At 71.7% G+C, this 14056-nt stretch carries 11 protein-coding genes; 6 read left to right on the forward strand and 5 right to left on the reverse strand.

Going from position 1 to position 14056, the window contains the following annotated elements; genetic code table 11:
- Nucleotides 1-140: 140 nt before the first annotated feature.
- On the reverse strand, nt 141-563 hold the full coding sequence (locus ACVCAG_RS02820) for a nuclear transport factor 2 family protein (RefSeq protein WP_440081863.1): 423 nt from the start codon (nt 561-563) through the stop codon (nt 141-143).
- 522 nt (nt 564-1085) lie between these two features.
- Between ACVCAG_RS02820 and ACVCAG_RS02825 the strand changes: the two genes are divergently transcribed.
- Nucleotides 1086-1958: a methyltransferase domain-containing protein gene (locus tag ACVCAG_RS02825; RefSeq protein WP_440081861.1), complete on the forward strand. Its 873-nt coding sequence runs from the start codon at nt 1086-1088 to the stop codon at nt 1956-1958.
- A gap of 118 nt (nt 1959-2076) precedes the next feature.
- Here ACVCAG_RS02825 and ACVCAG_RS02830 read toward each other — a convergent pair whose 3' ends face one another.
- Nucleotides 2077-2544, reverse strand: a complete 468-nt coding sequence (locus tag ACVCAG_RS02830) for a ferritin-like domain-containing protein (protein ID WP_440081858.1) — start codon at nt 2542-2544, stop codon at nt 2077-2079.
- A 124-nt stretch (nt 2545-2668) separates the two neighbouring features.
- On the opposite strand from ACVCAG_RS02830, the gene ACVCAG_RS02835 reads away from it, so the two are divergent.
- The 3 genes from ACVCAG_RS02835 (at nt 2669) to mmuM (ending at nt 7198) form a co-directional block, all read left to right on the forward strand.
- Entirely contained in the window at nt 2669-3508 is an 840-nt protein-coding gene (locus ACVCAG_RS02835) for a MerR family transcriptional regulator (protein WP_440081856.1), read from the forward strand.
- A complete protein-coding gene (locus tag ACVCAG_RS02840) occupies nt 3505-5850 on the forward strand; it encodes a VIT domain-containing protein (protein WP_440081854.1) in 2346 nt (781 codons plus the stop codon). Before ACVCAG_RS02835 ends, ACVCAG_RS02840 begins: the two co-directional genes overlap by 4 nt.
- Before the next feature lie 475 nt (nt 5851-6325).
- Nucleotides 6326-7198 carry a homocysteine S-methyltransferase gene (mmuM, locus tag ACVCAG_RS02845; protein WP_440081852.1) on the forward strand — a complete coding sequence of 291 codons (873 nt, stop codon included), beginning with the start codon at nt 6326-6328 and terminating at the stop codon, nt 7196-7198.
- 81 nt (nt 7199-7279) lie between these two features.
- On the opposite strand, the gene ACVCAG_RS02850 is transcribed toward mmuM, so the two are convergent.
- Complete coding sequence (locus ACVCAG_RS02850; RefSeq protein WP_440081850.1) at nt 7280-8947, reverse strand: FGGY-family carbohydrate kinase; 1668 nt, start codon at nt 8945-8947, stop codon at nt 7280-7282.
- A 108-nt stretch (nt 8948-9055) separates the two neighbouring features.
- A complete protein-coding gene (locus tag ACVCAG_RS02855; protein WP_440081848.1) occupies nt 9056-11098 on the reverse strand; it encodes a bifunctional aldolase/short-chain dehydrogenase in 2043 nt (680 codons plus the stop codon).
- A gap of 247 nt (nt 11099-11345) precedes the next feature.
- Here ACVCAG_RS02855 and ACVCAG_RS02860 point away from each other — a divergent pair, with 247 nt between their 5' ends.
- Nucleotides 11346-12353, forward strand: coding sequence for a substrate-binding domain-containing protein (locus tag ACVCAG_RS02860; RefSeq protein WP_440081846.1), 1008 nt, complete (start codon nt 11346-11348; stop codon nt 12351-12353).
- Nucleotides 12354-12360: 7 nt separating this feature from the next.
- On the opposite strand, the gene ACVCAG_RS02865 is transcribed toward ACVCAG_RS02860, so the two are convergent.
- Nucleotides 12361-13128 carry a 1-acyl-sn-glycerol-3-phosphate acyltransferase gene (locus tag ACVCAG_RS02865; protein WP_440081844.1) on the reverse strand — a complete coding sequence of 256 codons (768 nt, stop codon included), beginning with the start codon at nt 13126-13128 and terminating at the stop codon, nt 12361-12363.
- A gap of 149 nt (nt 13129-13277) precedes the next feature.
- Here ACVCAG_RS02865 and ACVCAG_RS02870 point away from each other — a divergent pair, with 149 nt between their 5' ends.
- Nucleotides 13278-14042: an alpha/beta fold hydrolase gene (locus ACVCAG_RS02870; RefSeq protein ID WP_440081843.1), complete on the forward strand. Its 765-nt coding sequence runs from the start codon at nt 13278-13280 to the stop codon at nt 14040-14042.
- The last annotated feature ends 14 nt before the right edge of the window (nt 14043-14056 follow it).

Here is a 14056-nt window from a genome sequence, read left to right on the forward strand (position 1 = left end):
GGGCGGCCGGGCGCGGATCCGGTTCCGGGCGTCACCCGGAGGGCGAATCTCCGGAAAACCAAGGATCTCGGAAGAGGGTGGTGCCCGGCGGGCAGCGTGAGCCCTTTCCTCGACACTACGACGGAAGGGGCCCTTCGCGATCACATTTGAGCGCTGAGGGCCCGCGCGACCGTGAGGCTGTCCTCGTAGATGTGGAAGCGGGTGACGAGCCCGTCCTCGACGGTGAGGTGCAGCGCGAACGGTGAGGTGTACGAGGCCCCGCCGTCCCGCACCGTCTGCGCGATGTCCCCGAGCACGACGGCGTGCGCCCCGTCGACCAGGATCCGCGTCACCGACGTGCCGTTCAGTTCGGGCACGTGATGGGCCTCCAGCGACCGGAAGTGGTCCGCCACATCGGCCCGGCCGGACCGGGGGCGAATCCACGGCACCGCCGGATGCCCCTCGGCGGGCCAGGCGAGCCGCCAGTCGACCGGCTCGGCGAACAGCTCCGCCGTACGGTCGTGATCGCCCTCGGCCATCCGGCGCAGCAGTTCTTCCACGATGTCACGGGTCTCATCACTCATGTCACAAGCCTCCAGGTTCCGGGCGCCGCCCGTCGATTACCACCGAGGTATGACGGGACCCGCAGAGGCCGGGGGGCAAGGTGGATCGCCTCACTGCCCGGCCGTGCCACTCGGCGGCCGGTACGGTCAACGGGCGGGGAAATCAAACTCGCCGTCCCTGACGCCGCCGACGAACGCCTCCCACTCGGCCCGGGTGTCGCGTGGGTGCGGAGCGCGCCGGTGGCGTGCTGGTGCGCCCGGACGGCATCGAACGCAGGCTTCTCTGAACAGACCATCGCTCTGGCCTGCAGGAGTCGCCTCGGACCGCTCACTCCGACCTGGTCTGGCTCGGGGACGGCGACAGGAAGGTCCCCGCCCCGTAGCGCCACGGGGACGCGATCATCCTCTCCCGGCGCTCCGGAACGTGCTCGGGACGGCGGCTCCTGAGGAGTTCAGGCCCTGGAAGCCTGGCGCATCCAGGGCGTGCCCGTCCGGTTCGAAATCCGGTGGCCTCCTCGCGGCAGCCGCCGTTAGCGTGTCGCGGTGATCTACGAGCATCCTTTGGCGTACGTGCTCGGACTTGAGGGCATCGCCCTGATGCGGGCCTACACCGGCGAGCACGACCGCGCGTTCGTCGAGGCGCGCCTGACCGAGATCCGCGAGTTCCTCGACGACGACTCCCTTGCCTGCGCCGCTGTCGAGGTGGCCCGCGTGGACACCGTGGACGGTTACCGGATCTGGTCGCAGACCTATGACACCCCCAACGCCGCGTTCGACGCCGACGAGCCCTTCATCAGGGAACTGGTCGACGCGCTGCCGTCCGGCGACGCGCTGGACGCGGCGTGCGGCACCGGCAGGATCGCGGCCTATCTGGCAGGGCGCGGCCATCGGGTGCGCGGCGTGGACAGCTCACCCGACATGCTGGAGCGGGCGCGCCGGCGGGTGCCGCAGGCGGAGTTCCAACCGGGTGACCTGTCATCGCTGCCGGTGCCCGGCGAGTCCGTCGACCTGGTGGTCTGCTCGCTGGCGTTGACACATGTGCCCGCCCTGGACCCGGTGCTGGCCGAGTTCGCGCGGGTGTTGCGGCCCGGTGGGCACCTGGTGATCACCGACATCCATCCCGAGGGCGTGGCCCGGGGAGTGGTCCCGCCCGTACGGCTGCCCGACGGCCGGCCGGGAAGGGTGGCCACCTACCGCCACCTGGTCGGTGACTACCTGCGAGCCGCGCTGGCGGCCGGGCTCCGGGTACGGCGTTGCGAGGAGCCACGGCACCCGCCGGAGAAGCCCGGCGAGCGGACCGACGTCCTGGAGCCGTGGGAGGTGTGGCCGTGGGCCCTGTGCGACCTGGCGCCCGAGGCGGCGCACGCGGCCATCGCCGGAACGCCGTCGATGCTGTTGTGGCACTTTCAGCGTTAGAAGGACGTGTTCGATCCCTCCGAAGTGATCCTGCGGCGCGGCCGGGTCCATCCATCTGGCCGGAACTCATGCGGAAGGCGCCCCGGCCCTCACGGGCCGGGGCGCCCCGAAAGACGATCTAGCGCTGGGCCTCGATCATCCAGTGGTGCTTCTCGAGGTCCTGCGTGATCTCGATGAGGAGGTCCTGGGTGACCAGGTCGGGCTGCTCGGCGGCCTCGATGCGCTCACGCATCCGGCGGATGATGGATCCGAGGATGTCCGTCATGGCGGCCACGACCTTGCCGTCGTTGATGTAGCCCGACTCCAGTTGCGGCACCTCGCTGGTGCTCGTGAGCGTGGAGGCCCGGCCGTCGGGGTTGCACCCGAGGGCCACCGCGCGCTCGGCGACGGTGTCCGCGTGCTTCCTGGCCGACGAGACGATCTTGTCGAGCTGCAGGTGCAGTGACCGGAAGTTGTGGCCGATCACGTTCCAGTGGGCCTGCTTGGTCAAGAGCGAAAGGTCGAGCAGGTCGACGAGAGCCCCCTGGAGCACGACGGCAATGGTCTTCTTGTCTTCTGGCGTGAGTGGGCTGGTGATCGCGGACATGAAGTGTCCCCCCTGTTTCGAGCTTAGTTTCCCCTTTGCTACGAAATATCCGTACCCATCTATCTGCCTCCCTATTCCGGCCATCATGTTGACACTGTCATGATTACAGTGTCACCATAGAGACATGGAATGGACCATCGGTGAACTGGCCGAGCGGGCGTCCGCGGCGCTGGCCCCCACCGCCCAGCTCAACGGGCGGGTCAGGGACATGCCCAACGAGCGCCTCATCCGCTGGTATTCGACGATCGGCCTCCTCGACCCCCCGCTGGCCCGCCGGGGCCGCGTGGCCATGTACGGCAGGCGTCACCTGCTCCAGATCGTCGCCGTCAAGCGGCGCCAGTCCGACGGCCGGACCATCGCCGAGATCCAGGCCGAGCTGGCGGGGGCCACCGACCAGACTTTGGAGTCGATCGCCCGGCTCCCCGAGCCCGCGCTGGAAAACGCACCGGAGCACCGGCCGGAGCACGCACCCGGGCACCCGCCCGCGCCTCCGGCAGGGACCGGTTCTCCCCGGGCGGCACGCCCGCGTTTCTGGGCCGGGCCGTCCGCCGCCCTGGCAGCCACCGCCCCGGCGACCACCGACCCCGCTCCGCCGAAGCCGCCCCCGGCCCCGGTCGGCGAAGTCCCGCCCGCTCCGGCCCCTCCTGCTTCCTCCGGCCATGTCCCGCCCGCTCCGGCCCTGTCCGGTAAAGCCCCCTCCGGTAAAGCCCCCTCCGGCAAGACCTTCCCCGCCGCGGTCCCGCAGGCCCAGAACCCGCCCGGCAGGACTCCCCCGGCACCGCCGACCCCGGAAGCCGTGCTCGTCCACGGCGTACGGCTCGCGAACGGCGTGACGCTGGTGCTCGACACGGGCGGACACGCCCCCTCACCCGATGACCTCGCCGAGATCGCCGTCGCTTCGGAGGGACTCCTGTCGCTCCTTCGCGAACGCGGCCTCACACCTCCGGAAGGAATGCACGCATGACCACTTCGATCACCACACTGCCGCCGGAGGAGTGCCTGCCCGTCCCCGACGCCGGGATGGGGGCGCTCGCCACCGAACGCGGCAACCTGCCGCTGGAGAGCGTGGACGTGACCGCCGCCGTGTCCGGCCTGAGCGCCGGGGTCGAGGTGGTCCAGGGCTTCCGCAACCCGCACGACGTGGCCCTTGAGGCGACGTACGTCTTCCCGCTGCCCGACCGGGCCGCCGTGACCGCCTTCAGGATGGAGGCCGACGGCCGGGTCGTCGAGGGCGTGCTCAAGGAGCGCGGCCAGGCCAGGGCCGACTACGACCAGGCGATCTCCCAGGGAAAGCGGGCCGCGATCGCCGAGGAGGACCGGCCGGACGTCTTCACCATGAGGGTCGGCAACATCGTGCCGGGCGAGCGGGTCACCGTGCACCTCACGCTGAACCAGCCGCTCCCGTACGAGGACGGCGCGGCCACCTTCCGCTTCCCGCTGGTCGTCGCCCCCCGCTACGTCCCGGGCACCCCGCTGGACGGCGAGCGCGCGGGCGACGGCTGGGCCCCGGACACCGACGCGGTCCCCGACGCCTCTCGCATCACCCCGCCGGTGCTGCTGCCCGGCTTCCCCAACCCGGTCCGGCTGTCGCTCGCCGTCTCCGTCGACCCCGCCGGTCTGGAGCTGCGCGAGGTCCGTTCCAGCCTGCACGTGGTGCGGGAGGAGGGCACCGTGATCCGCCTCCAGCCGGGTGAGCGGCTGGACCGCGACTTCATCCTGCGCCTGGCCTTCGACGCCTCCACCTCCCTCGCGCTCGCCCCGGACGGAGACGACGAGAGCGAGGGCACGTTCACGCTGACCGTCGTCCCCGAACCGGCGCCCGCCGGGACCGGGGCCAAGGACGTGGTGCTGGTGCTCGACCGCTCGGGCAGCATGACCGGCTGGAAGATGGTGGCCGCCCGGCGCGCCGCCGCGCGCATCGTCGACACGCTCACCTCGGGCGACCGGTTCGCGGTGCTCTCCTTCGATACCGTCGTGGAGTATCCGGACGGGCTCGGCGAGGGACTGTCCGAGGCGTCCGACCGCAACCGCTACCGGGCCGTGGAGCACCTGGCCAGGCTGGAGGCGCGCGGCGGCACCGAGATGTTGTCACCGCTGGAGCGGGCCGCCGCGCTGCTCGCCGACTCCGCCGGGGACCGGGTGCTGGTGCTCGTCACCGACGGGCAGGTCGGCAACGAGGACCAGATCCTGGAGCGGCTCGGCGCCGGGCTGGCCGGGGTGCGGGTGCACACGGTCGGCATCGACAGGGCGGTCAACGCCGGTTTCCTGGGCAGGCTGGCCGGGCTGGGCGGGGGCAGGTGCGAGCTGGTCGAGTCCGAGGACCGGCTGGACGAGGCGATGGAGCACATCCACCGCCGGATCGGCGCCCCCCTGGTCACCGACCTGTCCCTCAAGGCCGACGGGCTCGACCTGGTCACCGAGACGGTCAGCCACGTCGGTTCGATCTACTCGGGCGTCCCGCTCACCGTGCTCGGCCGCTACCGCGGCACGGCCGCCGGAGCGCTGACCGTACGGGGCCTGGGCCCCGACGGCTCGCCGTGGGAGCGGAGGGTCACCGCGTCGACGGTGGACAATCCGGCCGTACGGGCGATCTGGGCGCGGGCGCGGCTGCGGGCCCTGGAGGACCGCTACGCGGCCGGTGACCGGTCCCTGGAGGCCGAGATCGTCGAGACCTCGCTCAGATACGGGGTGCTCTGCCGGTTCACCGCCTTCGTCGCGGTCGACACGCAGGTGGTCGCCGAGGGCGGCCCGGCGCATCGGGTGATCCAGCCGGTGGAGCCGCCCAGCGGCTGGGAGAGCCCGGTCGCCGCCGCGCCGATGATGATGACCTCGATGGCCTTCGAGAGCGCGGCCCCGAGCCCGCCGCCGTCCCCCGGGGCGCCTCCGGGGATGGCCCGTCCCGGCTCCATGCCGAGGTTCGCGGCGAGCCCGGCCGTCGGCGGCCTGCCGCAGGACGCGGCGGCCGGAGGCTTCGACGACCGCGCCCGGATGCTGCGTCCCGCGCCGGCCGGGGCTCCCCCGAGGCAGGGCACGCCGCAGGAGCCGCCGAGGGAGCAGCTCGCCGAGGAGCTGAGGCGGCTGCGCGCCGCGGCCTCCCTGCCCGCCGCCGAGCGGCTGCGCCTGCTGGAGGACCTGGGCAGCCGCCTCGCGGCCCTCGCCGTCTACCTCGGCGGCCACGCGGAGCTGGCGGCCCTGGCCGAGGAGCTGCAGGCCGGCGGGGACGTGGACACCCTGTGGCGGCGGGCCGAGGAGGTCCTGGAGTCTCTGGCGGGCCCCGCAAGGCGACGCCCGTTCTGGAAGCGGTGACCTCCCCGATCCCGCGCCGGGAATCCGTGGCGACCTGAGGGCCCGGAGGTGGTCTCGTGACCGTTCGAACGGTCACGAGACCACCTCCGGGCACGAACACCCGCGAAGAGCGTGCTTCGGGCCGGTTTCCCGGACCCGCCGTCGAACCCGTCGTCCATTCACGATCTCCGTCCTGAAGCCTCACAGACATCTACCGGGCGGCGAGCCGGTTCGGACGACAGCGAGGGGTGACGCGTAGCCGTATCCCGTCGTTTCACGGGGGCGAGATGGAGTCCCCGGCGCGGCGGCGGTCATCGGCACGGCACGGCAGTGGTCATCGGCAGGCCCCTCCCTGGATCCGGCCCTCACGCGGGCGCGGATCACCGGCGGATCACCGTGCGCGGTGAAGATGCCACGAGACCGATATGGGACAGAGCAGGACCAAGGGCGGGAAGAGCGGGGTTCCAACTCGGGCCGCGCCACATAAAGTAGCGGGATGGTGATTCTGGACGGCGGCCTGGCCACCCATTTGGAGGAGCTGGGCGCGGACCTGCGAGACGATCTCTGGTCGGCGAAGATCCTGCTGGAGAACCCCTCCGTGATCCGGCAGGCGCATCTCGACTACTTCGCCGCGGGCGCCGAGGTGGCGATAACGGCGAGTTACCAGGCGAGCATCCCCGCGTTCGTACGGCGCGGTCTGAGCGCCGCCGAGGCCGAGGACCTCATCCTGCTCTCCGTGCACCTGGCCGCCCAGGCCAGGGACGCCCACGGTTCGGGCACCGTGGCCGCCAGCGTCGGCCCGTACGGCGCCTACCTGTCCAACGGCGCCGAGTACACCGGCGACTACGACCTCGACGAGGACGGCCTGACCGACTGGCACCGCGACCGCTGGCACATCCTGGCCGACAGCGAGGCCGACCTGATGGCCTGCGAGACCATCCCGTCCTACACCGAGGCCAGGGCGCTGAGGCGGCTGCTCGCCGAGACGCCGGAGATGCGGGCGTGGGTGAGTTTCTCCTGCCGCGACGGCGAGCACATCAACGACGGCACCCCGCTCAAGATGGCCGCCGGGTTGTTCACCGGGAACCCCCAGGTGATCGCGATCGGCGTCAACTGCACGGCACCGCGCCACGTGCTCAGCCTGATCTCGCAGATCAAGGGCAAGCCCACCATGGTGTATCCCAACTCCGGCGAGGTCTGGGACTCCGCGAACCGGCGCTGGCTCGGGCTGGCCGACCCGGTGGAGTTCGGAGAGGCCGCGGCCGGGTGGACCGCCGCGGGCTCCGCCTTCGTCGGCGGCTGCTGCCGTACCACTCCGGAGCACATCCGCCAGATCCGCACCCACCTCATGGGGTCGGGCACCCCGTGAGGCCCTGACCGGCCACCGCGCGTCCCGCGAGCCCAGGACCCCCGGCCGCGCACCTCCGGGGATCCTGCGGCGGACATCCACTCACCCTCCGGCGGGAACCGCCCCGCCGAGCGCGTCCGCGGGCGGGATCCCGGCATCGGGGCGGGGCTCGTAGCGCTCCAGGTGCTGGGTGCGCCGGACCAGGGCGCGCAGGTCGGCGAGGGTGCCGGAGACGACCCCGTCGGCTCTGGCCTGGACCAGGACGTTGCCGGTCGAGGTGGCCTCGACCGGCCCCGCGACCACGGGGAGGCCACAGGCGTCGGCGGTGAGCCGGCAGAGCAGCGCGTTGCGCGAGCCTCCCCCGACGATGTGGATCGTGTCCACCGCCTGCCCGGTGAGCCGCCGGGCGTCCTCGATCGCCGCCCGGTGGGCCAGCGCCAGGGAGTCGATCACGCATCGGACGGTCTGGGCGCGGGTCTCCGGCACGGGCCTGCCGGTACGGCGGCAGAAGTCGGCGATGCGTCCGGGCATGTCGCCGGGCGCGTGGAAGATCGGGTCGTCGGCGTCCACGACCGACCGGAACGGCACCTCCCCGGCGGCCTGCCCGAGCAGTTCCTCCAGGTCGACCCGCCCTCCCGGCGCCCCGGCAGGCGAGTCCCCGGCGTCGGCCGAAGCCCCGCCGGCCGGCTCTTCGGGCGACCCGGTGAACGACCCGGTGGACGGCTCCGCGCCGGGCGGGGTCTCCGCCGGGGCGGCCTCCGCCTCCCAGGTGCGGATGCACTCCTGCAGCAGCCACAACCCGGTGACGTTACGCAGGTAGCGCACGGTGCCGTCGATGCCCGCCTCGTTGGTGAAGTTGGCCCGCCGCCCCTCCTCGCTGATCATGGGCTGGTCCAGCTCGACGCCGACCAGCGACCAGGTGCCGCAGGAGATGTAGGCGAACCGCTCGCTCTCCGCGGGGACCGCCGCCACCGCGGAGGCGGTGTCGTGGGAACCGACCGCGATGACCCGGGTGTCCGGGGAGAGCCCGAGCTCGCCCGCGACCTCCGGCGCCAGCGGGCCGATCACCTCGCCGGGGCGCCGGATCGGCGGCAGGATCCTGGCCGCGGGGCCGAGGCCGCCCGTCAGAACGGTGTCCCACCGGCGGGTCCTGGCGTCGAGCAGCTGGGTGGTGGAGGCGTTGGTCAGTTCCGCGCCGACCTCCCCGGTCAGCCAGTACGCGATCAGGTCGGGAATGAGCAGCAACGTCGAGGCCGAGGCCAGCCGGGTCTCGGCGGCGAGCTGGTGGATGGTGTTGAACGGCTGGCGGGCGATGCCGGTGCGGGCGTAGAGCTCCTCGAAGGGGACCCGGCTGGCCGTCTTCTCGGTGCGGGCGTCACGGTAGTGGACAGGATTGCCGAGCAGCGCGCCGTCCTCGTCCAGGAGCCCGTAGTCGACGGCCCAGGAGTCGATCCCGATGCCGTCGACGGGGCCCGCCGCGCGCAGGCCGTCCAGCACTCCCCGGTGGATCCGCAGGATGTCCCAGTACAGCGTGCCTCCGGCCCGGACGGGCACGTTCGCGAAACGGTGCACCTCGCGCAGTTCCAGGGTGTCCGGCCCGATCTCGGCGACGACCACCCGGCCGCTCGACGCGCCGAGGTCGACCGCGGCGTACCGCCCGGTCCGCCCGGTCCGCCCGGCCGGCACGGTCTGCGCGTGCTGCCCGGACCGCGCCGACGGCGCGGACTGTTCGGATCGCGCGAACCCTCCGGTCCCCGGTGCCGACTGCATGCGAGCCCCTCTCAGAAAGCGGGAAACAGGATGAGAAATCAGGAAGCGGGAACGTCCCCGTCCGCCTCGCGGTACGGGAGCCGGACGAGGAGAACCGAGGACCGGCGGTCAGCGCAGGAAGGCCGCCGCGACGCCCGCGTCGACCGGGATGTGCAGCCCGGTGGTCTGGGTGAGCTGGGTCAGCTGGAAGACCGCCCCCGCGACGTGCTCGGGCAGCACCTCGCGCTTGAGCAGGGTGCGCTGCGCGTAGTACTCGCCCAGTTTCTCCTCCTCCACCCCGTACACCGCGGCCCGGTTGGCCCCCCACCCCGAGGCGAAGATGCCGGACCCGCGTACCACCCCGTCGGGGTTGACGCCGTTGACGCGGATCCCGTGCCCGCCGAGCTCGGCCGCCAGCAACCGCACCTGGTGCGCCTGGTCGGCCTTGGCCGCCCCGTAGGCCACGTTGTTCGGTCCGGCGAACACCGCGTTCTTGGAGGAGATGTACACGATCTCCCCGCCCATCCCCTGGGCGATCATCACCCGGGCGCTCTCCCGCGAGACCAGGAACGACCCGCGGGCCATCACGCCGTGCTGCAGGTCCCAGTCTGCCGTCGTGGTCTCCAGCAGCGAGCGCGACAGCGACAGGCCCGCGTTGTTGACGATCAGGTCCACCCCGCCGAACGCCAGTACCGCCGCCCGGAGCGCGGCGACCACCTGTGCCTCGTCGGTGACGTCCACCTCCACCGCGACCGCGACGTCCTCGGGCCGGTACGCCTTCGCGCCCAGCTCGGCGGCCACCTTCCGCGCGGCGCCGAGGTCGCGGTCGGCCACCACCACGCACGCCCCCTCGGCGGCGAGCCGGCGCGCGGTCGCCGCCCCGATGCCCGAGCCGCCGCCGGTCACCACGGCCACCCGCGTCGCCAGCGGGCGGGCGGGCGGCATCCGGCGCAGCTTGGCCTCCTCCAGTTCCCAGTACTCGATCCGGAACTTCTCGCTCTCCTCGATCGGCGCGTACGAGGAGAGCGCCTCGGCGCCGCGCATCACGTTGACGGCGTTGACGTAGAACTCCCCGGCCACCCGCGCGGTCTGCTTGTCCTTGCCGAAGGAGAACATGCCCACCCCCGGCACCAGCACGATCGCCGGGTCGGCACCGCGCATCGCGGGCGAGCCCTCCACTGCGTGCCGCCGGTAGTAGGCCGCGTACTCCTCGCGGTAGGCGGCGTGCAGTTCCCGCAGCCGGGCGACCACGTCCTCGATCGGCGCGCCGGCGGGCAGGTCCACCACCAGCGGGGCCACCTTGGTCCGCAGGAAGTGGTCGGGGCACGAGGTGCCCAGCGCGGCCAGTTCGGGGTGGCGCTCGCGCGACAGGAAGTCCAGCACCTCGCCGGTGGCGGTGTAGTGGCCGACCTGCGGGGCGTCGGTGGAGGCCAGCCCGCGCACCACGGGGAACAGCGCCGCCGCCCGCGCGGCCCGCGCCTCCTCGTCCAACGGCTCGTACCCGGCGAGCACCGGCCCGAACGGCTCCGCCCTGCCGTGCTCGGCGATGTACGCCTCCGCGGTGCGGATGATCTCCAGCGAGTTGGCCTCGCAGGTGGCCGAGGTGTCGCCCCAGGCGGTGATGCCGTGCCCGCCCAGGACGCACCCGATCGCCCGGGGGTTGTCCTTCTTGATCGCCGCGATGTCCAGTCCCAGCTGGAAACCGGGCCGCCGCCAGGGCACCCACACCACCCGGTCCCCGAAGATCCGCGCCGTCAGCGCCTCCCCGTCGGCGGCGGTGGCGATCGCGATCCCCGCGTCGGGGTGCAGGTGGTCCACGTGTGCCGCGTCCACCAGGCCGTGCATCGCGGTGTCGATCGAGGGCGCGGCGCCGCCCGTGCCGAAGGCGCAGAAGTCGAACGCCGCGACCATCTCGTCCTCGCGCTCGACCCCGGGGTACACCCCCGCCAGCGCCCGCAGCCGGTCCAGCCGCAGCACCGCCAGGCCGCGCTCGGCCAGGGTGCCCAGGTCTCCCCCGGAACCCTTGACCCACATCACCTCGGCCGGGGTCCCGGTCACGGGATCGGCCGCCGTCCCCTTGGCCGAGGTGTTGCCCCCCGCGAAGTTCGTGTTCCGCGGATCGGCCCCCAGCGCGTGCGACCGCTGCAGCAGTTCCTCAACCGGCGACGTCATGACACCTCTCCGCTCGCTCGTTCACCCGTCACCTCCCGCGGACACCCGGCGGGGCCTTCGTGGGAGACCCGGGGCGCGGCGAGGTGAGATCTTTTTAAAAACGTTTTAACGACGGTGAAAAAGCTATGTGACACGCATGACACTGTCAACGCCCCCGTGTCGGATCGCGGGCCGGAAACCGTCAGGTGGGCCGAAAGTACCGGTGCCGACTGGCGGACCATCGGTTGTTACGTTTTAATCAATGCACATGAGTTCGGTGAGCATAAAGGAAGTCGCGACACGGGCCGGGGTGTCCCCCGGCACGGTCTCCAACGTGCTCAACCGCCCGGAGAAGGTCGCCGAGGCCACCCGCACCCGGGTCGAGGAGGCCATCCGCGACCTCGGGTTCGTCCGGCACGGCTCCGCCTCCAGCCTCCGGGCCGGGCACAGCCGCACCGTCGGCCTGTCGGTGATCGACATCGGCAACCCCTTCTTCACCGACGTGGCGGCGGGGGTCGAGGAGGTGGCCAGCGAGCGCGGATACGCGGTGATCCTGGGCAACTCCTCGGGCGACCGGCTCAAGGAGGAGCGCAACCTGCTCGTCTTCGCCGAGCAGCGGGTCCGCGGGGTGCTCATCACGCCCGCCGGGGAGAACCTGGCCAAGCTCGACCAGCTCAAGGAACGCGGCATCAGCGTGGTGCTGGTGGACCACCCCGCCGAACGCGCCGACCAGTGCTCGGTCGCGGTCAACGACATCACCGGTGGCTCGCTGGCGGTCTCCCACCTGCTGTCCACCGGCGCCGAGCGGATCGCCTACGTCACCGGCCCCCTCACCATCCGCCAGTGCGCCGACCGCCTGATCGGCGCGGAGCGGGCGCTGGCCGCGGCGGGCCGCGACCCCGGGGAGGCGCTGGAGGAGATCGCGATGGGCGCGATGAACGCCAGGTCGGGGCAGCAGGCGGCGGAGAAGATGATCGCCGGGGGGCGTCTGCCCGACGCCGTGTTCTGCGCGAACGACCTGCTCGCCCTGGGCATGCTGCGCGGGCTGCTCCAGGCGGGCGTGCGGGTCCCCCGGGACATCTCCCTCATCGGCTACGACGACATCGACTTCGCCTCGGCGTCGACGGTCTCGCTCAGCTCCGTCCGGCAGCCGACCCACCGGCTCGGCCGGGTCGCCACCGAGCTGCTGCTGGACGAGTGCGACAACCCCGAGTCGCACGCCCATCAGCAGATCATGTTCCAGCCCGAGCTGGTCATCCGCGAGTCGACTCTCTGAGCCCGCCTCAGCCGGTGGTCCCGTCTCCACCCGGGGAAGGACGCCGGCGCGCCTCCTTGGCGGCCTGCCTGGCCGCCTCCTTCGCCTCCTTGGCGGCGCGGGCGGCCTCGACCTTGGCGCTCGCGGCGTATTTGTCGACGTACTCCTGACCCGAGAGCTCCATCAGCGCGTACATGATCTCGTCGGTGACGGCGCGCAGGACGAGGCGGTCCTCCTCCATCCCGTAGTAGCGGGCGAAGTCGAGCGGCTTGCCGAACTTCACCCCCGGGCGGATGCCCAGCTTGGGAAGGACGCTGCCCGGGGGCATCATCTCGAAGGTGTTGACCATCGCCCACGGAATGACCGGCACGCGCGACTCCAGCGCCAGGCGGGCCACACCGGTCTTGCCCTTGTAGAGGCGGCCGTCGTGGGAGCGGGTCCCCTCCGGGTAGATGGCGAGCACGTGCCCCTCGTCGAGGATGCGTCTGCCGGTGCGCAGGGCCGCCTCGCTGGCCTTGCCTCCGGAGCGGTCGATGGGGACGGTGCCGACACCGCTGAAGAAGGCCTTGCTCATCATTCCCTTGAGACCGCGGCCGGTGAAGTAGTCGGACTTGCCGAGGGAGATCACCTTGCGCCGCAGGAACAGCGCCCCGAAGAAGTGGTCGGCGAACGACAGGTGGTTTCCGGCCAGGATCACCGGCCCTTCCTTCGGCACGTTCCCCACGCCCTCCACCCAGGGACGGAAAATCAGATGGAGGAAGGGCGAGAGGATGGCCTTCACCACCCAGTAGAACACTCGATGCTCCTTCGGTTGACAGGCGTGGACCTGGAGTTATCCTCCCACTTCCGATCCCGGTCACCTACCCCACCGAACCACCCAAATCGACCTCTCGCAAAACACGTCCCAGTCGTGCGACGATCGGGCGAAACTTACTAGGAGCCGCGATGCCAGTCATGCCCGGTGCGGAGGCGTACCACCATGCGGGGGGACAGATCGGCGTCCTGCTCTGCCACGGATTCACCGGATCGCCACAGTCGTTGCGCCCCTGGGGTGAATACCTGGCGGCGGCGGGCATGACGGTGGCGCTCCCGAGGCTGCCCGGCCACGGCACCACCTGGCGGGAGATGGCGCGCACCCGCTGGGAGGACTGGTACGCCGAGCTGGACAAGGCCCTGGCGGACCTGCGCGGCAGCTGCGCCGAGGTCTTCGTCATGGGCCTGTCGCTCGGCGGGTGCATGGCGCTGCGGCTGGCCGAGGTGCACGGTGACGGGATCAAGGGACTGGTGGTCGTCAACCCGTCGATCGTCAACGACGTGCCACTGCTCAGGCTGGCTCCCCTGCTCAGGTTCGTGGTCGCGTCGGTGCCCGGCGTCGCCGGGGACATCAAGAAGGAGGGGGCGGCCGAACTCGGCTACACGCGTACGCCGGTCAAGGCCGCGGCCACCCTCCTGCGGCTGTGGTCGTTGACCCGATCGGAGCTGGGTAAGATCACCCAGCCCGTCCTGGTTTTCCATAGTCCGCAGGATCATGTTGTGAAACCGGGGAGTGTGCGTATTCTGCGTGAGAGGCTGACCGGGGGGAATCTGAATGTGGTGGAGCTCGCCGACAGCTATCACGTCGCGACGCTTGACAACGACGCTGATCGGATCTTTGCGGGGAGCCTGGAGTTCATCACCGCGAACGCGTCTGTACCCTTGCAGAGAGACTGATCGCGAGCGGGGGA

It is taken from the genome of Streptosporangium sp. G12, assembly GCF_052983175.1.